At 47.4% G+C, this 23,001-nt stretch carries 19 protein-coding genes; 11 read left to right on the top strand and 8 right to left on the bottom strand.

Translation table 11 applies throughout. The annotated features are described in order from the left end of the window. The first annotated feature begins 30 nt into the window (after positions 1-30). Complete coding sequence (gldN, locus tag NT073_RS20885; RefSeq protein ID WP_297377315.1) at positions 31-1,089, top strand: gliding motility protein GldN; 1,059 nt, start codon at positions 31-33, stop codon at positions 1,087-1,089. Positions 1,090-1,151: 62 nt separating this feature from the next. On the opposite strand, the gene uvrC is transcribed toward gldN, so the two are convergent. The 3 genes from uvrC to NT073_RS20870 form a co-directional block, all read right to left on the bottom strand. Continuing rightward, complete coding sequence (gene uvrC, locus NT073_RS20880) at positions 1,152-2,960, bottom strand: excinuclease ABC subunit UvrC (protein WP_297377313.1); 1,809 nt, start codon at positions 2,958-2,960, stop codon at positions 1,152-1,154. Between the two features lie 168 nt (positions 2,961-3,128). Further along, on the bottom strand, positions 3,129-5,486 hold the full coding sequence (locus NT073_RS20875; protein ID WP_297377311.1) for a transglycosylase domain-containing protein: 2,358 nt from the start codon (positions 5,484-5,486) through the stop codon (positions 3,129-3,131). Positions 5,487-5,563: 77 nt separating this feature from the next. Beyond that, positions 5,564-7,813 carry a hypothetical protein gene (locus NT073_RS20870; protein ID WP_297377309.1) on the bottom strand — a complete coding sequence of 750 codons (2,250 nt, stop codon included), beginning with the start codon at positions 7,811-7,813 and terminating at the stop codon, positions 5,564-5,566. A 117-nt stretch (positions 7,814-7,930) separates the two neighbouring features. Here NT073_RS20870 and NT073_RS20865 point away from each other — a divergent pair, with 117 nt between their 5' ends. From NT073_RS20865 to atpH, 6 genes are all read left to right on the top strand, one after another. Continuing rightward, entirely contained in the window at positions 7,931-8,206 is a 276-nt protein-coding gene (locus NT073_RS20865) for an AtpZ/AtpI family protein (protein WP_297377307.1), read from the top strand. 51 nt (positions 8,207-8,257) lie between these two features. After that, positions 8,258-8,620: a hypothetical protein gene (locus NT073_RS20860; protein WP_297377305.1), complete on the top strand. Its 363-nt coding sequence runs from the start codon at positions 8,258-8,260 to the stop codon at positions 8,618-8,620. 19 nt (positions 8,621-8,639) lie between these two features. After that, complete coding sequence (gene atpB / locus NT073_RS20855) at positions 8,640-9,761, top strand: F0F1 ATP synthase subunit A (RefSeq protein ID WP_297377303.1); 1,122 nt, start codon at positions 8,640-8,642, stop codon at positions 9,759-9,761. Between the two features lie 81 nt (positions 9,762-9,842). Then, complete coding sequence (atpE, locus tag NT073_RS20850) at positions 9,843-10,100, top strand: ATP synthase F0 subunit C (RefSeq protein WP_012927750.1); 258 nt, start codon at positions 9,843-9,845, stop codon at positions 10,098-10,100. Positions 10,101-10,338: 238 nt separating this feature from the next. Beyond that, positions 10,339-10,833, top strand: a complete 495-nt coding sequence (atpF, locus tag NT073_RS20845) for a F0F1 ATP synthase subunit B (protein WP_297377301.1) — start codon at positions 10,339-10,341, stop codon at positions 10,831-10,833. A gap of 7 nt (positions 10,834-10,840) precedes the next feature. Next, on the top strand, positions 10,841-11,380 hold the full coding sequence (gene atpH, locus NT073_RS20840) for an ATP synthase F1 subunit delta (RefSeq protein WP_297377300.1): 540 nt from the start codon (positions 10,841-10,843) through the stop codon (positions 11,378-11,380). Positions 11,381-11,489: 109 nt separating this feature from the next. Here the strand turns inward: atpH and NT073_RS20835 are convergent, their stop codons facing one another. Together NT073_RS20835 and NT073_RS20830 are read right to left on the bottom strand one after the other, a co-directional pair. Next, a complete protein-coding gene (locus tag NT073_RS20835) occupies positions 11,490-12,404 on the bottom strand; it encodes a serine hydrolase (RefSeq protein ID WP_297377298.1) in 915 nt (304 codons plus the stop codon). Further along, positions 12,404-12,865, bottom strand: coding sequence for a GNAT family N-acetyltransferase (locus tag NT073_RS20830; protein WP_297377296.1), 462 nt, complete (start codon positions 12,863-12,865; stop codon positions 12,404-12,406). Before NT073_RS20830 ends, NT073_RS20835 begins: the two co-directional genes overlap by 1 nt. Positions 12,866-12,945: 80 nt before the next feature. On the opposite strand from NT073_RS20830, the gene NT073_RS20825 reads away from it, so the two are divergent. Next, positions 12,946-14,166 (top strand): DUF6786 family protein, encoded by a 1,221-nt coding sequence (locus tag NT073_RS20825; RefSeq protein WP_297377294.1) that lies wholly within the window; start codon positions 12,946-12,948, stop codon positions 14,164-14,166. A gap of 65 nt (positions 14,167-14,231) precedes the next feature. On the opposite strand, the gene NT073_RS20820 is transcribed toward NT073_RS20825, so the two are convergent. Further along, on the bottom strand, positions 14,232-14,891 hold the full coding sequence (locus tag NT073_RS20820) for an oxidoreductase (protein ID WP_297377293.1): 660 nt from the start codon (positions 14,889-14,891) through the stop codon (positions 14,232-14,234). Between the two features lie 74 nt (positions 14,892-14,965). Here NT073_RS20820 and NT073_RS20815 point away from each other — a divergent pair, with 74 nt between their 5' ends. Beyond that, positions 14,966-17,437, top strand: coding sequence for a TonB-dependent receptor plug domain-containing protein (locus NT073_RS20815; RefSeq protein ID WP_297377291.1), 2,472 nt, complete (start codon positions 14,966-14,968; stop codon positions 17,435-17,437). 92 nt (positions 17,438-17,529) lie between these two features. On the opposite strand, the gene NT073_RS20810 is transcribed toward NT073_RS20815, so the two are convergent. Then, a complete protein-coding gene (locus tag NT073_RS20810; RefSeq protein ID WP_297377289.1) occupies positions 17,530-18,573 on the bottom strand; it encodes an ATP-binding protein in 1,044 nt (347 codons plus the stop codon). Positions 18,574-19,519: 946 nt separating this feature from the next. On the opposite strand from NT073_RS20810, the gene NT073_RS20805 reads away from it, so the two are divergent. After that, positions 19,520-20,134 (top strand): hypothetical protein, encoded by a 615-nt coding sequence (locus tag NT073_RS20805; protein ID WP_297377288.1) that lies wholly within the window; start codon positions 19,520-19,522, stop codon positions 20,132-20,134. 137 nt (positions 20,135-20,271) lie between these two features. Here NT073_RS20805 and NT073_RS20800 read toward each other — a convergent pair whose 3' ends face one another. Further along, the gene (locus NT073_RS20800) at positions 20,272-21,708 is read right to left on the bottom strand and encodes a Gfo/Idh/MocA family oxidoreductase (protein WP_297377286.1); all 1,437 of its coding nucleotides are present in this window, start codon (positions 21,706-21,708) and stop codon (positions 20,272-20,274) included. A gap of 140 nt (positions 21,709-21,848) precedes the next feature. Here NT073_RS20800 and NT073_RS20795 point away from each other — a divergent pair, with 140 nt between their 5' ends. Then, the gene (locus NT073_RS20795; protein WP_297377284.1) at positions 21,849-22,877 is read left to right on the top strand and encodes an SMP-30/gluconolactonase/LRE family protein; all 1,029 of its coding nucleotides are present in this window, start codon (positions 21,849-21,851) and stop codon (positions 22,875-22,877) included. Positions 22,878-23,001: the final 124 nt, after the last annotated feature.

Here is a 23,001-nt window from a genome sequence, read left to right as displayed (position 1 = left end):
AACATACTGAATTGACAACAAATAGTAGCCATGACACAATTTAGAACGATAGGATATGCTGGTGTGCTGGCCGTAGCTACGCTGGCGCTGGCAGGAGGGGAGGCCCTGGCTCAGGAAAAAGCAAGTAACGGTACAAACGCGCTATCGGTTCGTGCTATAAATGAGAACGACATTATGATGAAGAAGACCCTTTGGCGTCGTATCGACCTGAAGGAGAAGCAGAATCAATCGATGTTCTCAAAGAACAACGAAATTTCGAAATACCTGATTGATGCCGTCAAAGCTGGTTTGATCGATGCTTACGCGAATGATTCGTGCACGACAAAAATCTCGATTGAGAAATTTCATGAAAACATGTTGATCCCGAACACGGGAGGAGGCTTATCTGCTGAAGAAAAAGCCGCTGGTTTTACCGAAGATGGTAAGGCAGCCGGTGCTAACGACGGTTGGGATGCGCCCGCAAAGGATAAAAAGAAACCAGCTGATGATGGCTGGGGAACCCCTAAAAAAGCAGCAGAGCCCGCCGTTGCGGATGATGGTTGGGGAGCGCCCAAAAAGAAAACTGCAGTAGCCAAAAACGCAAAAGGTAAAAAAGGTAAAGGCAAAGTAGCGGCTCCCGTTGTAGAACCTAAGAAGGATTCGGTTGTTGTAGCGGCTGCCCCCACTCTTTCGGGAGACGAGTATTTTCCGAAAGAACTGAACATACTTGAAGTGAGAGAGGATTGGGTTTTTGACCGGAAACGTTCGCGCTTGTATTATGACGTTCAAACGGTAACGCTTTTACTGCCTGCTGATAAAAACCAGGCCGGTTATGAAAAGCCAATTGCTACGTTCAAATATAAAGACCTCGACAAGCTGTTCCGCAGCGACCCGAAGAAGTTTATCTGGTATAATCCGCAAAACCAGGCTCAGCACAAAAACCTGGCCGATGCCTTCGATCTTCGTCTGTTCTATGGCCGGATCACGAAAGTAGCTAACCCAGGAGATACGGATCTGGTAGGTATGTACGGTGACCGAGAAGGCCTACTGAAATCATACCAGACTGAATACGAACTAATGGAAACAGAGCATAGCCTCTGGGAATATTAAAAAAAGAGCGGCTCAACGGCCGCTCTTTTTTGTGGTTTGAAGCGGCCGGGAAGCCGCTTTACTTATTGTTCAATAGTGTCGAAGTACTGCTTAAGTTTAACGGCACGGTCTTTCCCCACAACTTCAGCCACCTCATCAAAGCTGGCCTCCCGAATTTTGGTGACGCCTTTGAAATGCTTCAAAAGCTTGGCCGCAGTTTTCTTGCCGACACCTTCTACATTCTCCAGCTCGCTGATCAGGCTGTTGCGGCTGCGTTTATCCCGATGATAGGTAATAGCAAACCGGTGAGCCTCATCGCGTATGCGCTGGATAAGCTTGAGTGACTCGGACTTTTTATCGATGTACAGCGGTAAGTTGTCTTCCGGGAAATAAATCTCTTCAAGTCGTTTGGCAATACCGATGATCGGTACTTTACCGTATAAATCGAGGTCTTTCAGGGCATCGCAGGCGGCACTAAGCTGCCCTTTGCCACCGTCAATGACTATCAAGTCTGGCAGGCCGGTATCTTCCGTTAAAACGCGTGTATATCGTCGCGTAACGACTTCATACATACTTGCGAAGTCGTTCGGTCCTATAACCGTTTTAATAGAAAAATGGCGATATTCTTTATTTGCGGGTTTTCCGCCGATAAAGCATACCATTGCCGATACAGGATTTGTGCCCTGAATATTTGAGTTGTCAAAGCATTCAATACGGTTCGGCAATGTTTTTAATTGCAAATCCTGCTTTAACCGAATCAACACACGATCCTTTTTACTAGCGTTGGCCGTTGCTTCGGCGGCGGCCCGCTCTTGTCGCTCGCGCCGGAAGTAGAGTACGTTTTTAAGCGACATGTCCAGCAGTTTCTTTTTGTCGCCAATCTGCGGAACGGTTACTTCAGCTTTCAGGTCAATATCAAGCGGGATGTTTGATATGATTTCTTTCGCCTGGCTACCGTACTGATCCCGGAACTCAATAATCATCATAGCCATTAAATCCTGATCCGTTTCGTCGAGCTTTTTCTTGATTTCTACGGTGTGCGTCTGAACGATAGTTCCGTTAACCACTTTCATGAAGTTGATGTACGCCGAAACCTCATCTGAGGCAATGGAGAACACATCCGCATCGGCAATTTTCGGATTAACAACGGTCGATTTACTTTGAAACCGCTGTAGCACATCCATTTTCTCTTTATACTTCTGTGCCTGCTCAAACGCCAATTCATTAGCTGCTTCAACCATCTGGTTCTTAAAATACTCCTGAGCAGGCTTTAGGTTGCCTTTCAAGATATGATGAACCTGCTCAATATCTGAATTGTAGTCTTCTTCAGCCTGTTTGCCTTCGCATGGGCCTTTGCAATTGCCTATGTGGTATTCCAGACAAACCTTATACTTCCCGGCTTCGATGTTCTCGGGGGCGAGGTTGTAATTACACGTTCGGATCGTAAACAGCTGGCTAAACATATCCAGCACCGTGTACATAGGCTTTAAGTTCGCAAAAGGGCCATAAAAAGTGCCAAGTTTACGGTCGATTCGCCGGGTCGTTACAACCCGTGGAAAGTGTTCATTTGTGACACATACAAATGGATAAGTCTTATCGTCGCGCAGTAAAATGTTAAACTTGGGCTGATACCGCTTGATTAGCTGATTCTCGAGCAGCAATGCGTCAAACTCTGTGTTAACGATGGTAAACTCAATCTTTCGAATCTGGCTTACCAGCCGCAGGGTTTTTCGATCGTGCCCTTTTGAATTGGTAAAATAACTGCTGACCCGATTCTTCAGGTCTTTGGCTTTACCCACATAGATTACCTCGCCCGTTGCGTCAAAATACCGGTAGACGCCCGGTTCGTGTGGTACTTTGGCTAACTCTTGCTTGTAATCAAATTCAGGCATACCGTGGTGCCAACCATCTGGGTCGGCAGGTTATTGTATTTATTGGGACGAGCAATCGGAACGTAGCCTAAACACCCGTTAGGACGTACTACAAAACAAGCGACAAGGCCTAAAGGTTGCCTGTTTTAACCGACTAAAAAAGGCCAGCAAATGCTGGCCTGACTTATTTTATTGAAGTATTTCATCTTCATCTTCCGGCACTACCTTAGGCGGGGTATATCGCTGAGAAGAATCTATATGATAACCACCACAATCAATCTTGAAGTTGTTCGGTTTCCGGAAGGGTTCAGGGCGGTATTGAGTTAGGGTTGGGTCTTTGTAAATCTTCTGCATATACATAGCCCAGGCAGGCATAGCCTGTCGGCCACCCTGACCTAACTCAATGGTTCTAAAGTGAATTGGACGGTCGTCGCCACCTACCCAAAGACCTGAAACAAGGTGCTGGGTCATACCCATAAACCAAGCGTCGGAGTAGTTAGAAGTCGTTCCGGTTTTAGCTGCAATTTCGTTGCCTCCGTCCAGCAATTTGTATTGTGTCCGTAACCGTTGAGCTGTGCCGTTAGGGTCTTCGACGGCCCCGCGCATCAGATGGAGCATTTCGTAAGCTCGTTGAGCACTAATGACCTGTTTGGCATCGGGGGTGAAATTTTTCAGCACATTACCATTTTTGTCCGTAATACGAATAAGCATCATTGGCCGAACGCGTGTGCCTCCATTGGCAAATGCGCAGTAGGCCGCTACCATCTCATAAACGGATACATCACTCGTTCCTAAACAAAGGGTAGGGTCTTCACGCAGGTCTTTGCTTTCGATCCCCATGTCATGGGCGTATTTAACAACGGCAGCCGACCGCGTTTTCTTAATCAGTTGAGCACTTACTGTGTTGATTGACTGCCCAAGGGCTTCCCGTAGTGACAAACTCTGACCACTATAACGGCCAGTTGAGTTCTTAGGCATCCACGGCGGTCCATTGTTGTTGTCTTCGCCATGCGCAAATACTGTAGGCTGGTCAACGATATGGCTACAGGGTGTAACAAATCCCTGATCCATGGCCGTCAGATAAACAAACGGTTTGAAGGTAGATCCCGGCTGGCGTCGGCTCTGACGCACGTGGTCAAATTTCATGTATTTAAAATTGATACCACCTACCCAGGCTTTGACGTAACCATAGCGAGGGTCCATCGACATAAATCCGGTGTTGAGCAGCCGCTTGTAGTACCGGATTGAATCGAGCGGACTCATGGTCGTATCTTTGTCGTTGCGCTGGTTTCCATATACGAAAACCTTCATTTTAATGGGCTTGCGCATCTCGGCCCAGATGGCTTTCTCATCGTCGCCAAAAGCGGCCTTCAGTTGTTTATACCGGGTTGTGCGTCGGGCTACGGATTCAATGAAGCCCGGAATTTCGACGTACTTTTTGGTTCTTGGGTCTTTTTGTACCCAGGGGTTTCGACCGCGCCAGTGCTCATAGAACTTTTTCTGCTGGTCGCGCATGTTCGCCATCACGGCTTCCTCGGCATAAGCCTGCATTCGGGAGTCGATGGTCGTATAGATTTTCAGCCCGCTCGTGTACAGGTCCAGTTCGGCACCGGGATTCTCTTCATTGTATTGCCGAATCCAGCGCTTGATATCATCGCGGATAACCGACCTGAAGTAAGCGGCCATCCCTGTATTCTGATTCTCGACGCTGAAGTCAAGTTTCAGGGGCTTGTTCTTATAGGCAATGAACTGGTCTTCGGTCAGAAATTTGTACTTTTTCATCTGACTCAACACCACATTCCGGCGTTCCCGAGTCCGCTCTTCGAATAAGCGCGGGTTGTAGAACGTTGGGTTTTTAAGCATACCTACCAGCAGGGCTGCCTCCTCTACCGTCAGATTCCAAGGTTCTTTACTAAAATACGTTTTAGCTGCAGTTTTAATGCCATAGGTATTATTGCCGAACGATACGGTATTGAGGTACATCATCATGACCTCCTGCTTCGTATAATTCCGCTCCAGACGAACGGCCAGAATCCACTCTTTCGTTTTTGCGATGATCAGGCTGATAATAGGGATATGGCCTAATGCACCACGTAATTCTTCCCGGCGGGTATCAAACAGGTTTTTCGCTGTTTGCTGAGTGAGTGTGCTGCCCCCTCCGGAACTTGACGCATTCTTGAACGTAAGAAAACCACCTACTGCCCTGAACAAAGACCTGGGATCAATACCAGAGTGTTTAATAAAGCGGGCATCTTCCGTAGCCAGCAGGGCTGAAGTTACATTGGGCGATACCTGCGATATCTCGATGGGCGTTCTGTTTTCGACGTAGTATTTGCCAAGCAATTGATTGTCGGCAGTATATACTTCGGAGGCCTCTTCACTTTTAGGGTTTTCCAGCGCTTTCAGACTAGGCATACCCCCGAAGAGCCACAGAAAGTTATAGCTGACAGCAACAATATATAAGACCAGCAGAACGATGCCCAGCAGTGAGTATCGCCAGAGGTTTCGGATTATCTTCCGGTAGGGACCAGGAGCAAGATCAAACATGTAATAGGTGTTAGTGTTTAATGGTGTTGATCATTATGGAAAAGGACACTTTGTCAGCGTGACCGGCCGAAAATGCCTTACTTTTTTACTGTTGCCGAGTTGGCCGCAGTCTGCATATCTTTCACATGAGGGACTAACTGGCTGGCTGGATAATCACGAATAAACTCAGCTAATGCCTGCTTATAAGTATCCAGTGGCTTCACCTTACCAACCAATATAACCCGCAGCAGGGCTAATTTGTCTTCTAACTGACTACCAGCGAAACCAGGCATAGCCGCATCGGCACGAGCAAGCGCTTCGGCGTTGTTATTTGCTTTATACAGGTCATAAATAGTTGTGTAGGTTTTTTGAGCCTGTGCTTCCGAATCCGTCGTCTGAGCTACTAATTTCCCCGTCAAACGGGCGTATGAAGTATTGGGGTACTCGGCCAGCAGTTTTTCCTTCCAAGTCGATGCTTTGCCAATCTGCTCGTTTGATAGGTACAGTAAATAATATACTTCAGGTTTTTGAAGTGTGTTCGGGTACCGTATTAAAAGCTTTTCGAATGTTGGAATGGCATTGGCAGGCTGATTGAAGTCAAATTTATACAGCTTGCCCAATCGGTAAAGCGCATTCTCAATGCGTTGGTTGGCGGCAGTCTGGGCTTCTTTTGTAAAGGGAATAGTAGCCATCATGGCCTCTTTTTGCCCTTTTCGGCTGGTATTGGGACCCGCCAAGTTAACCGGTACGCCACTTACCGTAGCAGGTTGCAAAGTTGGGTCAGGATTAATTGAATTAGCCGGAGATGCACCGGAAAGGGGGCTGTTTGCGGCAGCAATGGCACCGGATGCTTCCTTATTGCTTCGTCGCCAGTTATCTTCTAGGGGGCGGTTACCCCATCGAACAGAAAACTCCTGACGTCCCTGACTCAGGGCGACGGGATTATACAATATCCAGCGTTCGGCAGGGGGCAAATTTGAATTTGTTGCGCCGGGTACGGCACTTATGTTACCCGACGTAGCCTTCTCGATAATCTGTTGGGCGAGGGCCGCCTGCGCCTTATCCTCTTTTTCGCGCTGTGAAATAGTTTTCTCAAGCACATTGTCGAGTGCAGCCGGGTCCATTCGGGCTAGGTTCAGTAAACTATCGTCGGTGCGGATGGTCGTTTGATATTGAACAAACTCATCGAGCGTTTTTTTACGGTTCTGCAAAGCAGCGTAATCAGCCGATTGTTTAGGAATCAAGGCCAGTGCGCTGTCATAATAGACTTTCGCATGTTCGTAATCGGCTTTCTTCTCAAAATACAGCTTTCCTATTTCCAGATATGTATAAGGAACCTGAGTTGTATTGCCGCCCGCTGCCTGAATTGACCGGCTATAATAGGCAATGGCTTTATCAATCCGACCACTTCGAGCTTCGAGAAGCCCCATGGTAAAATATATTTTGTCTTTCAGGTCGGCGTTTTTTCGGTCACTGAGCATCTGCTCGAACGTCTCTGCCGATTGAGCCATGCGCTTCTGGTCGCCGGTGAGGCCGTTGCTTTGAATGGCGAACAGATTGGCGTAAAACGATTGGTCGTAGGTTGGTTGTGAGGCTAGTACCTTTTTGTAATGCTCGACGGCTTTCGCTGGCTGGCCAACTAGATCATACAACTGACCGGCTATCAGGTGAAGCCGGGCCGTCGACTCTCCTTTTTTTAGAACCGGAAAGGTAGCGTCCAGAATACCGGCGGCCGTGAGGTACTCACCCTGACGTTCATGCAGATACGCTTTAGTGAGGTAGAAATCACGGGTGTTGTTCTTGTTGAGAGGTTGGTTGCGAAGATACTCAGCTACGTTCAAGGCATTGGTGTAATCACTTGCTTCAACATACGCCCGCATTAAACCAACCAGCGCTGTATGTTTGTCGTTCTCGTTGGTTCCCTTTGTGTTAACGTACTTGAATACCTCGATTGCGTTAGGTAAATCCTGCTTGATCAATCGGGCGCGGCCAATGAGAATGTACGCGTTGTCGAGCCATTTGCTGTTCTGGTGGCGTTCGGGAATTATAGATGCTTTCTTGATGGCGTCGTCCAGTTGCGGCTTTAGGGGCTGAGCAAGCATGGAATCGACCGGCAGCAGAATAGGCAGCAGTTGATTATAGTTTTCCTGGCGGGTTTTAAACAGTATTTGTTCTGCCTGATTGATCTGATCGCGGGCAATCACGTAGGCATTAAAATGGGCCGTCAGATTATGATACCCTTTGCTTACTGGTTTGGTGCTGTACTGAGAGCACGATACCAGACCACCGGTCAATGACGTAAAGACCGTAAGGAATAAAACTAGTTGGATACCTGAATAACGGGACATTCGAAAAATAACACGTGGTCACTCGTACTAAAACGTTTCAGGACGGTTTGGTAATATGGAACCTTAGCCCAAATTAACGAATTTTGCACGGCATATAACATCAAACGCCCTAATTCTATGGAAAACGACCCGGACCAACCTGAACAGAGCAACCCGGATAAGCCGGTTCGGGGCGATCAGCCAATTAAAAACGTAACTGAGAAGACAACCTCATTTGTACAATTTAGTGGCATTGCCTTTCAAATGCTGGGGACTATTGGATTGGGTGTTTGGATAGGCATGAAGCTCGATGCCTGGCAGAATAATCATCGGCCTGTCTGGACAATCATACTATCGCTGACGGCCATTGGTGCCTCACTCTATCTGTTTATCCGGCAATTGACAAAAAGATAATCTAGAACGTTTGCTTTGAACTGACTTCAACTGACAGGCTGGATGCCCATCATGATCAAAATAATTTTATTTACGGCGTTTTTCGCAATTGCATTTTTCGTAGCCGAACGATATTCTGTCACCCTCTGGCTTCACCCAAACTGGAAGATTTTACTGATTTTCTTTTTGTGTGTGTCATTCCTGACAAACCGGCTGGTAGAGTCTGGTTTACAGGATAATCAGGAGCGGTTCATCCCTCTTTATATGGCAGCTACCGTAGCCCGTCTTATCCTCGGACTAGCCTTTATTGGTTTCTTTCTATTCCGCCATATCGACCAGCGCCGAACCTTCGTTTTGGACTTTCTTGTACTATATATATGTTACACAGGCTTTGAGATTTGGACGATGACTCGTAACTTGCGACGCGATTCGTAAAAACGATTTGTCACATCATATGATGCGTTCGGCTATTAATAGAATTTTGTTAGCAACGGCTCTCATTCTGAGTTCGTTAGTAGGTGCCCAGGCACAAGAGCATGCCCACGAGGGTGAAGCGCATGCCAATCATGAAGGTGAGGCAAAAGCCACCAATGGAAAATTTGATGTCGGTGGAATGATTATGCACCACATTAAAGATGATCACGGTTGGGAGTTTGCCCACGGTGTTACGCTACCATTACCCGTTATTCTATATTCTAAAGATCGTGGATTGGAAGTCTTCTCTTCGTCAAACTTAGCCCACGAAGCTACTTACAATGGCTACAAGAATGTACACGGCAAAATTCACCGGGTCAATGAAGCGGGCGAGGTTGATCATGAAGCGAAAGTTTATAACTTCTCGATCACCAAAAACGTAGCGTCGCTGTTATTGAGCGCTGTCATTCTGTTGCTGGTGTTTTCGGCGGTTAGCCGGGGCTATGCGAAAAACAAAGGCAAAGCACCCAGCGGAATCCAGTCGCTTCTGGAGCCGATCATCCTGTTTGTTCGGGACGAAATTGCCAAACCAAGCATTGGACCTAAATACACCAAGTATCTGCCTTATCTGCTTACCCTGTTTTTCTTTATACTGGTTAACAACCTTTTAGGACTGTTACCGGGTGCGGCTAACCTGACGGGCAATATCACCGTAACGCTGGTGCTGGCCGTTATTACCTTCCTGATCGTTACGTTCAGCGGGAATAAGCATTACTGGCTGCACATTCTAAAGCCAACGGGTGTTCCGGTTGCTTTGTTACCCATCATGATTCCGGTTGAAATTGTAGGTGTGTTCATGAAGCCGCTGTCGCTCATGATTCGACTATTCGCTAACATCACCGCTGGTCACATTATCATTCTGAGCTTGCTCGGTCTCATTTTCATGGCCAACAACATGGGTGGTATGGGAACAAGCGTGGCGATCAGCCCGGTTGTGTTGTTCTTTACCTTGTTTTTGAACCTGATCGAATTGCTGGTAGCGTTCCTTCAGGCGTTTATCTTCACCCTGCTAACGGCGATGTACATCGGCAGTGCGGTTGAAGATCATCACGATGCCGACCACGGCATTGGTTACGAAGGCACGCCTTCTGAATTAGGTTAATTATTGGCTATCTCCCGGCTGGTTTGGGGAGTAGTATTGTCTGGCAATCTTTTGTTTCACTAATAAATACGTTTGAAGTTTATGTTCGCAATGTTGTTTGCTCTGCTGTTGGAAGCTACTGGTAGTGTTTCGGTTATGGGTGCTGCTATCGGCGCTGGTTTAGCCGCTATCGGTGCTGGTCTTGGTATCGGTAAAATTGGTGGTAGTGCTATGGAAGGTATTGCCCGTCAGCCAGAAGCGGCTGGTCGTATCCAAACTGCCATGCTGATCATCGCGGCTCTGATCGAGGCCGTAGCTCTGTTTGCAGCTGTTATTTGTCTGCTCGTCGCTACTGCCTAAGCCAGCGCGACGTAGCCGTCAACTGAGTTTGAGCAGGCTGGTTGCATTAGGCACCGGCATCCCTGCTCGCCCAATTTAAGAGAAACGTCCGCCCGTTTGGGTTTGCCGATGGGCGGACGTCCTCTAACAAAAGATTGAGTTGAATTCCGCTGTACGATTGACGAATTCCGATTTGTGGACGTACCAATAAACTTATACATCAAAACTCGAAATCAGCCGCTCGCGCGGTCGTAAATCCATGGATTTGCTCACACCCGATCTTGGTTTATTATTCTGGCAGGTAGTGGTTTTCCTCGGCCTGTTTCTTATCCTTCGTGCCTTCGCTTGGAAACCTATTACCGAGAGCCTGAACGAACGGGAAAACAACATTCAAAGTGCGCTTGATCTGGCCGAAAAAACCCGGCTCGAAATGACCGCGCTAAAAGCCGACAACGAAAAATTACTGGCTCAGGCTCGTTCGGAACGTGAAGCTATCCTGCGCGGTGCCAAAGAAACTGCCGATAAAATGATGGCCGAAACACGTGAGAAAGCCTCGGCAGAAGGTCAGCGCATTCTGGAGCAGGCTCGTGAGTCGATGCAGAACGAACGCCTTGCACTGGTTGCCCAGATGAAAAAAGAAGTTGTTACACTTTCGCTTGACATTGCTGAGAAAGTACTTCGTAAGGAGCTTAGCGACAAAGCATCTCAGGAGAAGTTGGTAACTGATCTGGTCTCTAATTCACGCTTAAACTAATTCGATTATGGCAGTCGCTACTGTTGCCTCTCGCTACGCCAAATCGCTGTTAGATCTGGCGCAGGAGCAAGGCCTGACCGAGACGATGTATAAGGACATGCAGTTGTTCAAAAACACAGTTGACCAAAGTCGTCCGCTGATGTTAATGTTAAAGAACCCTATCGTCCGCGCAGAAAAGAAAAGTGCCGTCATTAAAGCCGCCTTTGCTAATCGGGTTAATCCAATGACGATGGCTTTCTTCGAAATCATCGGAAAAAAGAACCGCGAGGGGATTATGGACGCCATTGCAGAGCAGTTTATTAGTCAGTACGATCAACTGAAAGGCGTTGGCCGGGCTACTGTTATTACCACTGTTCCGCTAACAGCTGCCCAGCGTGACACATTCAAGGCAATGGTCACGAAGGCAACGGGAAGCAACTCTGTTGAGCTGGAAGAAAAAATCGATTCGAAATTAATTGGTGGATATGTTCTGCGTTTAGGCGACCGTCAGGTTGACGGCTCAATCCGTAGTCAATTAAACGACATTCGGCTGAAGTTCCTGAATTAGTCATTCTGCCGGGGAGACCCGCACGCACCGGTTTACTAATACTTGCGGAGATACATTCGCACTACTTTAGAATAAAGCCGCTTCTCATATCGAGAAGCGGCTTTACTCATTACCACCATTTTTCGTAGCCTACGCTGGGTTTCCAGGTAGATTTTGGCTCGAAATGCTGCCATAACAGAGCCCCTACATTGCGTAAAAGTACAAAGCCTTCATTGGTTCGCTCCCAACTCTCGTCCTGCTGATTCTTTGTCATAACGCAATATACATAATCGCCATGGGGTGCGTGCACAAGCACAACTTCTGAGCGTGACTGGTTGACGGCTCCATTTTTACAGGCCGTTTTTACATCCGGCGGCACCTGCGACAGCCCGTCGTTATCCCAATACTGACGACCGAGATTCCGGTACATTTCCTCGCTGGCATCCGGGCTGACGGCGCGACCCTGGCGAATATAGGTCATCAGGTCAGCCATTTCACGGGGGGTAGTCTGTCCCCAACCGTAACGGGTCCGGTCGGCTTCACGGCCCGGTGTTCGTGAGTTAACGCGTGTCTGGTGAAAACCGTTATTCTCCAGCCAGGTGTTAATTGCTGTGCCTCCGCCTGCCAGTGCCTGACACCATAAACTAGCAGTATTGTCGCTGACGGTTTCCATGAGCATGACAACCTCACCCAATGGAATTTTAGCCCCGTCTTTAAGTGAACCGACAATGCCATCGTCATAGTGAAGGGAGTCTTTATAGGTCAGGGTTTGTCCATAGGTCAAATCGCCTTTATGAATTTTATCAAAAAGACCGCATTGAATTGGTATTTTAATCGTGCTAGCGGTTGGGAATAGGGTGTCGGCGTTAATAGCTACCGTTTTCCCCGTCTTTAAATTGTGAACATAAACGCCAACATCTCCTCGAAAGCCCTTTAACGCAGCCTGAAGATTGCGTTCCAGAATGGCATCTCGTCTTTGGGACGATTGACCATTTGTTACAAGTGAATGAATGGCAAAGAGAAGGCAAAAAGCTAATAAGCGCATCAGGATTGTATAGGTTTAACTAATTTAACATGCGTTCGGATGAATGCTTCGCGCTCGTAAAACCGGATGGTATCGACGCGTTTCTGGTTGGTCGTTACCTCAAGATTGACGAAATTTTCTTCAATGGCAAGCGCTGTCAGGGCTGCTACCAACTGCTGGCCAACACGCTGGTTGCGGAACTCAGGACGGACAAACAATTCCTGTATTTCGCCAACCTTGCCAGTGTGGTGAAGTAGATACTGAACATGGCAACTAATAAAGCCGATCACTTCTCCCTGCCTTTCGGCGACCAGATAATGTACAAGTGGACTAACTGTATTATGATGGAAAATTGCGGTGAAAGCCCTGGGGTCGAGTATTGTCTCCTCCAGTGTACATAGAAAATCGTACACAGCAGACTCGTCAGTTTGCGTAGCTGGCCGGACGGTAAGGTCGCTTGGGAAAGTAGATTGAGTAGGCACGATGATTTATAGCAATGTAGACTATCAGGCTACATAACGTTCTCAAGTTCGTCATTTTTCGCCTTGCATCTTACCCTGTTATGCATAAAATCGTCGTGTTAGCTTTGCTGGGATCGCTAATGGCCTGCTCGGGTCGTAAAACGGAAACCAGCGAAGCGCAAACCAACAATACAACTTTGGATACTTCACCCGACTCATCCGCCTTTGCCAAAGACCGGCAGTTTCTGCAACGTCATCACCCAGATTTAGTCGAACTGAAAAATGAAGACGCCTGTGCACTTATCTGTCCGGCCTATCAGGGTCGAGTTATGACGAGCAGTGCCGACGGGAAGTCGAGTTATGGCTGGATCAATTATGACTTGATCCAGTCGGGTAAACTGCTTCCGCATATGAATGCGTTTGGCGGAGAAGATCGATTTTGGCTTGGACCCGAAGGGGGGCAGTTTGCGCTGTACTTTAAGCCGGGAGACCCTTTTGACGCGATACATTGGCAAACGCCCGCAGCCATTGATTCAGAGCCTTTTATTCGTGCAGAAAGCAGTGCTTCGTCGGTTCGCTTCACGCGTGATGTAGCATTGACAAACTACGCCGGAACCCAGTTTAACCTGGGTATCGAACGTACCGTTCGATTGCTGACCAAAGCTGAAATTAATGCTCAGCTTGGTTTGGAAACCAGCTCGTTAAAGGTGGTCGGTATTGAATCGGATAATAAGATCACCAATAAAGGCAAACAAGCCTGGACAACGCAAACGGGAATGCCGTCAATCTGGATTCTGGGGATGATGAATGCGTCTCCGAAAGCCACGATCATAGTTCCATTCCGGCCGGGGGCGGGGCAGCCCGTCAATGATTCGTATTTCGGTAAAGTGCCCGCCAACCGGCTACGAATTGGTAAAACAGCTGCCTTGTTTACGGCTGATGCCAACTACCGAAGTAAAATTGGGGTTTCGCCGACGCGGGCTACAAAATGGATTGGCAGTTATGATCCGGCTAACCAAACGTTAACGCTTGTTACGTACGACTTTGACCCCGTAATCAAACGGTATGTTAATTCGGCCTGGGAGCTGCAGAAAGAGCCGTTCTCCGGAGATGTAGTCAACGCCTACAATGATGGACCGATGAAACCAGGTCAGTCTCAAATGGGGCAGTTTTATGAGTTGGAGTCGTCCTCACCAGCCGCTCAGCTAAGCCCCGGAGGCACGCAACAACATCGACACGTAACCTTTCATATACAGGGACCGGAACAACGACTAAACAACTTGGCCAATCAACTATTGCAGATAAACCTGTCTGAGATGTAATTGGCTAATAAGGATGGATAGGTGGCTTTACTTAGTGCAAAGTATACGGGAAACAATTACCTATACTAAAAGGCTTGTAGCGCATCAGATTCAAAAACGGTTTTACCCGTTAGCCCCTGCTGCGCGGTTGTGAGCATGGCATTGGCGACTTTGCTAGCCTCAACAGCTCTGTATTTGGGCGGAATTAAGGGTTTTAATAAGCGCATGGTCCCTTCTGCCAGTCGTTCGCCGAGCCGGTTTTCACCCTGTTCGGCGCGGTTGCCCAATAAGAGCGAGGGGCGGTAGATAAGTAGCGTCGGGTAGTTCATCGCAGTCAAGTCGCGCTCAACTTCGCCTTTGACTCGATTGTAAAAGAACGATGATTCGGTATCCGCTCCCATTGACGTAACGATGGCAAACTGCTTGGCTCCGTTGGTAAGCCCCATTTGAGCAACCGTCAGAGGATATTGGTAGTCTACTTTTTGAAAGGCTTCTTTTGACCCTGCTTTTTTCATGGTTGTACCCAAACAGCAAAATATATCGTCGGCTTGTATGATTAATCCATTCGGGTGGTCAAATTCGAACGAAATTTCCTGTAAGTGAGGGTGCTGCCAGGTCAATGGTTTGCGCACCAGCACTTTAACCATCGAATAAGCTGGTGAGTTGACAAGCTGATGCGTTAGCAAGTTACCGATTAGGCCGGTAGCCCCTAAAACAAGCGCTGTTTTTTGAGCGGGTAAGGTCATAGGTTAAGGGAGAGGTTTTGCTAAATTAGTCACTGTAAGGATAAAGGGATATACTGCTGTTTGAAATCTTTTCTATGCGCACAATTACTTTTAGATTAATTGGGTTGTTTTTGCTACCTGTAGTAACATTACTTGTTGCGTTCCAAACATATAATGACGAGTTTATTAAACGTTTACTCGACCAGTTTCGTCTTTATAACCAGCAGCGACCTACGGAGAAAGTATACATTCATACCGATCGGGACGCCTACCTTACGGGCGAAACGATCTGGCTGAAAGGCTATCTTGTAAATGGAAGTTCGCACGAAGCCGATACACTCAGCCGGGTGCTGTACGTCGATCTGGTAGACCCCATGGCCAGACGTGTTCGTTTACGGACTCAGCTCCGGGCCACAAGCAGCTATGCGCCTGGTCAGCTGACGTTGCCTGATTCATTAGCAGCCGGAAGCTATCAACTCCGCGCCTACACCAATTTCATGCGGAACTATCCGGAGGCTTACTTTTTCACCAAAACGCTAACCATTCTTCGTCCCGATACGGGTGCCGAAAAGAACACAGGTACTCAAGCCAGCAATCGTCCTGATATACAGTTTCTACCCGAGGGCGGGCAGTTACTTACGGGTTTGGTCGGTCGGGTAGCGTTTAAAGCCGTCAATTTGTCGGGAATGGGGATAGACGTAAAGGGCTTCGTGCTGAATACACGCAAGGATACCGTTACCGGCTTTTCCAGTTCGCATCTGGGTATGGGCTTCTTCATGCTTAAACCCGAACCCGCTCAGACCTACACGGCTTATGTACCGCTTCTGGATGGAACGTTAGCTGCTTATCCACTCCCTGCGGTCCAGCAGGAGGGTGTAAGTATGCAAGTCGAAAATCTGACGAATAAAGACAATGTGCTGGTGTATGTCATGCACAATAAAACTGGCATCGATACTACCGCCCGAATAACGCTGGTGGCGCAGACAAGAGGGCAGATTTATCAGACGGCCCGGATTCCATTTGTCAAAAAGCTGGCTATGGTGCGTCTGCCACGCGCTCAGTTTCCAGAAGGCATTTCCCAACTGACGATCTTTGACGAAACCAATAAGCCCGTTTGTGAGCGACTTATATTTATTCACCGGGCCGAACAGATCAACGTCTCTCTGGAGGCTGATAAACCTGCCTATCGGAATCGTGAGCAGGTTAATCTAACTGTGACGACGACCGACGCAAACGGCAAACCACAGGCTGCTAATTTGTCGTTGGCTGTTGTCGATGCGCAACTCGCGCCCGAAGTAGATACTAACGGGTCCACCATCCGGTCGCATCTGCTGCTGGCGTCTGATATAGCTGGCACGATCGAACAACCCGAATATTATTTTAAGTCTGCCAATCCGGACCGGTGGCTGAAACTGGACATACTGATGATGACCCAGGGATGGCGACGATTTGCCTGGGCCGATGTGCTGTCGGGAAGCGTACTGCCGAACAAATATCCACTGGAAGGGGGCTTGTCGCTGACAGGACGGGTTGTTCGGCCTAATCAGAAAGATATTGGCGGAAAAGTTAAGCTTACGTTTATGCTGGCTAAACGGGACAGTACACGTGATATCCTCATTGGCGACACCGATGAGGCTGGCAATTATGCCGCTTATGACCTTGATTTTACGGATACTACAACTGTTATGATCCAGGGCCTGAAAGGGAGTGCAAACCGAAATATGGTTATTACCCTCGACCAGCTTCTGGTGCCACCAGTAACCATTCTCAAAGTCCCGTACAATCCGCTCGAATTTAGGCGTGATGAACTGGCCAACTTTATCCGACGAACCAAGGAATATCAGGAAATTGAGCGGCAGATCCGGCGCAACGGCGAAGTATTGTTGAATACGGTGACTGTAAAAGCAAAAAAGTATAGGGAGCAGGATTCCAGAGTTATTTATGGTACGCCGGATGCCAGTGTCAAATTCGATCAGGTGAATACCTCCGGACGGTTAACGTTTCTGGATGTTATTCAGGGGCAAATTGCGGGCGTGCAGGTAACCGGTAACGGGTTGAGCGCCCGGGTGCAAATTCGGGGAGCTGCCAATTTTAATGGGCCGATAGAACCGTTGTTCGTGCTCGACGGTATGCCGATGGACTTGCAGGGGGTTATGGGGGTATCCGTGCAGGACATTGACCGGGTTGATGTCCTGAAAGGAGCGTCGGCCGCTATTTATGGGTCGCGGGCTGGGGGTGGCGTTATTTCAATCCTCACCAAACGAGGTAAGCCCGACTACGATTTTTCGAAAGATGTAACGCCGGGTACGCTCATTGCCAAACTACCCGGCTATGCACCCCTGAAAGAATTTTATGCTCCCCGTTATGATGTTAAAAAGCCAGAACACGTTCGCCCGGATTACCGGACAACGCTGTTCTGGGCACCCATGATCCAGACTGATCAAGACGGGAAAGCCACCGTTTCATTCTTTACGTCTGATGCTAAAACCAATCTTCGGATTCGGGCGGAAGGCCTTACCCGATCAGGAATGCCAGGCGTAGGTGATGCGCGAGTACGGGTGGAGTAAAGCCCGCTCCTAACGCACAAAAGGGTAGGTTAGGAGCGGTCAAAAAGTCAGTGCTGGGTAAATTTTTGCCGAAAATCAGTATACTGGCAGGTCTAGGAAAGAGGGAGTTGAATAATAAACTCAGTGGCCCCATCCGCTTCGGTTTTCACCTCAAGTCCGCCGTTATGGCCTTTGGTAATGATGTCATAGCTAAGCGACAGGCCGAGACCAGTTCCCTCTCCGGTGGGTTTTGTCGTGAAAAAGGGCTGGAATATTTTGGCTTTAATTGAATCCGGTATCCCAATTCCGTTGTCGAGTACCCGAATTTCAACTTGATTATCGGTTAATGCGGTACTTGCCATAACGGTAGGTTGGTAGGAGAGGTCTGCTTTTTTCTTTTTTTCCCGTACGGCGTAAAACGCGTTGTTTAATAGGTTTAGCAATACACGGCCGATCTCCTGAGGAATAATATTGAATTTGACCAGCTTTGGGTCGAGGCTGGTTACTAGCTTGCACGTAAACTCGTTATCCTTAGCTCGTGAACCATGGTATGCCAATTTCACGTACTCATCAACTAACGCATTGAGGTCGGTGGGCCTCCGTTCGCCAGAACTTAATCGAGAGTGTTCGAGCATACCTTTTACAATGCGGCTGGCCCGGTTACCGTGTGTACTGATTTTTTCCAGGTTCTGCGAAAGTATTTCGGCCAGATCAAGTACACTTTTTTCGTTACCCGCCCTGACTTCCTGCTTTAACTCGCTCATAAACTCGATGGATAATTCCGAAAAGTTTTTTACGAAGTTGAGCGGGTTTTGAATTTCGTGAGCAATACCAGCCGTCAGCTCGCCAAGCGACGCCAATTTCTCCTTCTGAATTAACTGCATCTGTGTCGACTTGAGTTCTGTGAGAGAAATCTGTAATGCTTCTTTTTGCTCTCTTAGTTCTGTGGTTCTTTCCTTGACCCGCTGCTCTAACTGATCATTTTGCTCTATGAGTAATTTCTTTTGTTGCTCATGCAGCAATTCCACTTCTCTATGGTGTTGAATTTTTTTTCGTTGCGACGTTATAAAGGATATGAGGAAGCCGCTGAACAGTAAAACCATTGCTGAGATGCCGACGATGATACGGGATTCAATAGACAGGTCGAATTGGTACATAAATTGCTTTGGTTATGGATAGGCAAAGAATGATATAGGCTAGGTTATGTATACTCCACATTTTTTCGGCAAGGCTGAGATTTTCCTGAATTAACGGAACATAAAACAAAAAGATAAAAAAGTTAATGACCACATATATACTAAGTCCCGTGACTATCCAAAAGGGCTGATCATTCCAAAAACTTTCTATATTATCCCGCAGTTTAGACAAGTAGTACAGCAAACAGTAGATAAGTAAAAAATAAGCTTCAATAGTAAATAAATTTCCACTTAAGTGATTTTGGTCTAAATAATCTTCCAGGAATATATAGTTTACGATAATAAATAGCAGGTATAAAAAAGGAATCAATCGTCTTAATCGTAAAAAATAAGATTGCCTGATCAATGAGAAAAAATAAGTAAAACAAACAAAGCGAAATATTGAGTGAATAACATATAAGATCAGATTACTCTGCAACCAATCGGGTAAGTATCGTTTAAAGTCACCTATTAAGTCACCCGATAAATTTAGCGCCAACGCCACCCAGAGATAAATCGAAATAGCCTTGAAATAATCGGGTTGCCGATTATGAATATAATAAGTAATAAGGGGAAAAAATAAGGCCCATACTTCCGACCAGTCAAGAACTACCTGTAACATTACGTCTTTGTGTGTTTAAACATATTTATTTCATATCATTTAAAGGGCTACCGGATCGGTGAAGCTAATCAAATATACAATTTCCGTAAAGAAGGTGGTGAAGTCTCAGTAGAGTATTACTAGTTGTCAATAGATAATTTACTCTATAGGTATTATCTGGAAGATAAGTGAGTTTACTTCCCCTATAGCGAGGCAATATTCTGATAATCAATGCTTATTTTGTGTATTTTAGGGCAATTACTTGCCTTTTAGAAGGTTATTTAACTAACTATTTTTATTTTTAGCGCTCACCTTAATCCCATCAGAATGACGCAATTTACACCTGTCAGAGTTCTCGCCTTCTGTCTGCTTTTTTCTTTCATGTTTGTCGCCTGTCAATCGGGGCAAACGTCAGCAGATAAAGCAGATTCTTCCGGAATTTCTTCTATGACTCAAAATGAAGGGGCCAGTAACTTAATTCCAGTCGTTTATCTGGATTCTTTAGTTGTTTCTGCCAAAGTGTTTGAGGACGCTAAGGGTAAGAGCTTTATTTTTGACTATTTTTTTGGTGATTCTACCGTAAGTCTAAATGGGTGGATTACCCAAAAGACAAAGTCAGATTCTATTTATTACAGCCCTAACCCTGATGTAAAATTACAGCCAAAAGGAAAAACAAACGTATCAATCGGGGCTAATACGTACGTTGGTAATCAACTTCTTTCAAAAGAAGCGGTAAAAAAAATAGTAGCTAAAATAAAATCAGATAGTTTAAAGAGGCAGGCTAATCTGCTTTTTATACCAAACCGAGATCATGCTACTAACCGAATCCAGTATAAAGTATTTATTCAGTTTATTAATAAGAACGAATCAGATCTCGATACCAACCTATACTCAGATTCGGAATTTTCTACAAACCCGTCTCCTCCTCACGGCTATAATTAATAAGTTGCAAGGAAATGTTTAGGCTTTTTAAAAACGGGTTCGAATTGCCATAAGACAGTAAAAAAGCAGCAGGACTTTCAAGCGAAAGTCCTGCTGCTTTTTTACTCGTTTAGTAGTTCAGCAAAAATGCTTAATCCTTATACAGCACCCAGGATTTTCATGTTGATCGGGTCCCAGCTAATTGCTTTCTTCTGCGCAAAGCTCATATTGCCACACTGCGTTGGTCCGCAGGCACGCAACCCGAACGTTGCATCCTCAATGTTGGGTGTTTTTGACCGAACGGAGCTGAAGAAATTGACAAAGTGCTCGTAGCGGTCGCCCTTGTAATCTTTGGGGAACGAATACTTAAACTCTTTGGGCCCTTCCAACTCGGGGCGGGACGGATAAAGTTTGTTATACTCCTGAATATACAACTCCTTCTGGTCCTTCGGGAAGTTGTCAATCGACATGCCCGGTGCCTTCGGAAACTTGTTTCGATGAACGGTCAAGGAGTCGAAGCCCAGGGATAAGTCGCCTTCCGTACCTACCAACCGAACGAGGTAATTGCCTCCTCCGCCATCAACGAAGTTTGAGCGGGTAGTCAGGTTAAATTCGGGGTGTTCGGCAGTTTTGCCATAATCATAGATACTCAGCTGAATATCCGGTACATCGCGTCCATCTTTCCAATAGCGCGTACCGCCACTCGAATAGACTTTGTTTGGTCCTTTTGAGCCCGTAATACAGTGCAGTGAGGTAAGCAGGTGAACATACAGGTCGCCCGCAATACCGGTGCCGTAGTCCTGATAATTGCGCCATCGGAAAAAACGGAGTGGGTCCCAGGGGCGTTTGGGTGCGCTGCCCAGATACGTGTCCCAGTCAACTGTTTGGGGCGATGCATCAGGCGGAATCGAATACTGCCAGGCGCCCATAGCGCTGTGGCGGTCGTAGATGGCTTCGGCAAAGACAAGTTCGCCAATATCACCGGCTTTCAGAAGTTCACGGGCTTTAGCAATGAGCAGCGAACTGGCAAACTGGCTACCTACCTGAAAAACTTTACCGGTTTCTTTAGATACTTTGATCAGCGCATGGCCGTCCTCTACCTTCTGCACCATTGGCTTCTCGCAATAGACGTGCTTGCCTTTGCGCATGGCATCCGACGATATTTTTTCGTGCCAGTGATCGGTTGTTGCGTTGATAACCGCATCAATATCCTTGCGTTCTAGAATTTCCCGGTAGTCTTTGGTTACCGGCAGGCTGTCGCCCCACAATTCTTTTGCCCGGCGCAACCGGCCGTCGTATAGGTCGCAGGCCGCAACCATCTCCACTCCATCGACCATAAGCGCCGTTTGGGTGTCGCCGATACCCATGCCACCCGTGCCAATAAGGGCAATGCGCACTTTGTCGTTAGCGGCTGTACTGGAGTGGCTTCGTACCAGATTTAAATACTGCGGAGTGCCCGTACGGGCGGTGGTTTCTGCCAATGCGGCAGGGGCAGCCGCGGCAGCAGTGCCGGCAAGGCCAAGGGTCTTCAAAAACGAACGCCGGGATTTATTTTCCTGGTCGGTTGATGAAGCCACTCGTTTTTTATCGTTCATAACAAAAACAGATTGGGAGTAAAAACCCACTTGAATGTAAGCGAAGTTGTAAGTATAATTAAAAAGAAAACTTAATCCACTTTCTCATCTTGCTACCTGCTAAAAATCGTCGTAGCATTAAGGCTTATTCCTAAAAACGTATGAACCTAAACTCTATTCTACTCGTCGGCTTATTGGGCGTTACATTTTGTCCGCTTATGGCTCAGCCGACGCCTTTTCCCACAATTGGCCAGATTGTGCGGGTCGACCCGCGTCTGGATAAGCTGATTTCCGCGGAGGCCAAAGTTGAGGTGCTGGCCAATGGTTTCGTCTGGACCGAAGGGCCCATTTGGGTCAAAGACCAGGGCTTTCTGCTCTTTTCTGACGTTCCGCAAAACACAATTTTTAAATGGACGGAAAAAGACGGTGTCACGCCGTTTCTGAAGCCGTCCGGCTATACGGGTGTGGGACCCTACAGTGATGAACCCGGTTCCAATGGGCTAACCATCGACCGGCAGGGGCGGCTCATTGCCTGCGAGCACGGCGACCGGCGTGTAACGGCTATGCCGCTAAACGGCACCGGCGGTAAACGAACGCTGGCCGATAACGTTAACGGCAAACGATTCAATAGTCCGAACGATGTAGTGGCGCATTCCAATGGAAGCTATTATTTTACTGATCCACCGTATGGAATGCCTAAAAAAGAAAAAGACCCGGGAAAAGAAACGGATGGGTGGGGCGTGTACCGGATTGCCCCCGAACGGGCTGGGGTGCCCGGTACGGTGTCGATAGTCGTAAGCGACCTTACCCGCCCGAACGGTATAGCGCTGTCGCCCGACGAGAAAACCCTTTACGTGGCGCAGTCCGACCCACTTCGCCCCCTTGTCATGGCCTACCCCCTGCAAGCCGATGGTTCGGTGGGGAAAGGACGGGAGGTTTTTGGTGCTGCGGGCATGAAAAAACTAGGTTTGGAGGGCGGCTTCGATGGAATGAAAGTAGACCGTGCCGGTAACTTATGGGTTACGGGCGGGGGCGGAGTGCTGGTTCTTTCGGCAACGGGCGAAACACTGGGTTTTATAAAAATCGGGGTAGCTACGGCAAACTGTGCCTGGGGAGATGATGGGTCGACATTGTATATCACTTCCGACATGTATCTCTGCCGACTGCGGACTATGGCTAAAGGATGGTGATTTTTTAGGATAAAGTAGGAATGATGAATGACGGGTCCTGATTACGAGTGAGAAGCAAATTAAACAAGCTGATTATTCGTACTTCTTCACTTATCATTCATCATTATTTAAACTAACTTTGTAG

It is taken from the genome of Spirosoma sp. (assembly GCF_026391055.1).
Classification (GTDB): domain Bacteria; phylum Bacteroidota; class Bacteroidia; order Cytophagales; family Spirosomataceae; genus Spirosoma.
Note: the sequence above shows the minus strand (reverse complement) of the source record. Positions and strands in the feature narration are given on the sequence as shown.

Excerpts from the sequence above, each read along its gene's own strand:
- NT073_RS20865 (WP_297377307.1), top strand. The coding sequence starts at position 7,931 with ATGGAAAACGACCCGGACCAACCTGAACAGAGCAACCCGGATAAGCCG.
- NT073_RS20805 (WP_297377288.1), top strand. The coding sequence starts at position 19,520 with ATGACGCAATTTACACCTGTCAGAGTTCTCGCCTTCTGTCTGCTTTTT.
- NT073_RS20875 (WP_297377311.1), bottom strand. The coding sequence starts at position 5,486 with ATGTTTGATCTTGCTCCTGGTCCCTACCGGAAGATAATCCGAAACCTC.
- NT073_RS20810 (WP_297377289.1), bottom strand. The coding sequence starts at position 18,573 with ATGTACCAATTCGACCTGTCTATTGAATCCCGTATCATCGTCGGCATC.
- atpB (WP_297377303.1), top strand. The coding sequence starts at position 8,640 with ATGATGCGTTCGGCTATTAATAGAATTTTGTTAGCAACGGCTCTCATT.
- atpH (WP_297377300.1), top strand. The coding sequence starts at position 10,841 with ATGGCAGTCGCTACTGTTGCCTCTCGCTACGCCAAATCGCTGTTAGAT.
- NT073_RS20870 (WP_297377309.1), bottom strand. The coding sequence starts at position 7,813 with ATGTCCCGTTATTCAGGTATCCAACTAGTTTTATTCCTTACGGTCTTT.
- atpF (WP_297377301.1), top strand. The coding sequence starts at position 10,339 with ATGGATTTGCTCACACCCGATCTTGGTTTATTATTCTGGCAGGTAGTG.
- NT073_RS20815 (WP_297377291.1), top strand. The coding sequence starts at position 14,966 with ATGCGCACAATTACTTTTAGATTAATTGGGTTGTTTTTGCTACCTGTA.
- NT073_RS20820 (WP_297377293.1), bottom strand. The coding sequence starts at position 14,891 with ATGACCTTACCCGCTCAAAAAACAGCGCTTGTTTTAGGGGCTACCGGC.
- NT073_RS20825 (WP_297377294.1), top strand. The coding sequence starts at position 12,946 with ATGCATAAAATCGTCGTGTTAGCTTTGCTGGGATCGCTAATGGCCTGC.
- NT073_RS20860 (WP_297377305.1), top strand. The coding sequence starts at position 8,258 with ATGATCAAAATAATTTTATTTACGGCGTTTTTCGCAATTGCATTTTTC.
- NT073_RS20835 (WP_297377298.1), bottom strand. The coding sequence starts at position 12,404 with ATGCGCTTATTAGCTTTTTGCCTTCTCTTTGCCATTCATTCACTTGTA.
- NT073_RS20795 (WP_297377284.1), top strand. The coding sequence starts at position 21,849 with ATGAACCTAAACTCTATTCTACTCGTCGGCTTATTGGGCGTTACATTT.
- uvrC (WP_297377313.1), bottom strand. The coding sequence starts at position 2,960 with ATGCCTGAATTTGATTACAAGCAAGAGTTAGCCAAAGTACCACACGAA.
- gldN (WP_297377315.1), top strand. The coding sequence starts at position 31 with ATGACACAATTTAGAACGATAGGATATGCTGGTGTGCTGGCCGTAGCT.
- atpE (WP_012927750.1), top strand. The coding sequence starts at position 9,843 with ATGTTCGCAATGTTGTTTGCTCTGCTGTTGGAAGCTACTGGTAGTGTT.
- NT073_RS20800 (WP_297377286.1), bottom strand. The coding sequence starts at position 21,708 with ATGAACGATAAAAAACGAGTGGCTTCATCAACCGACCAGGAAAATAAA.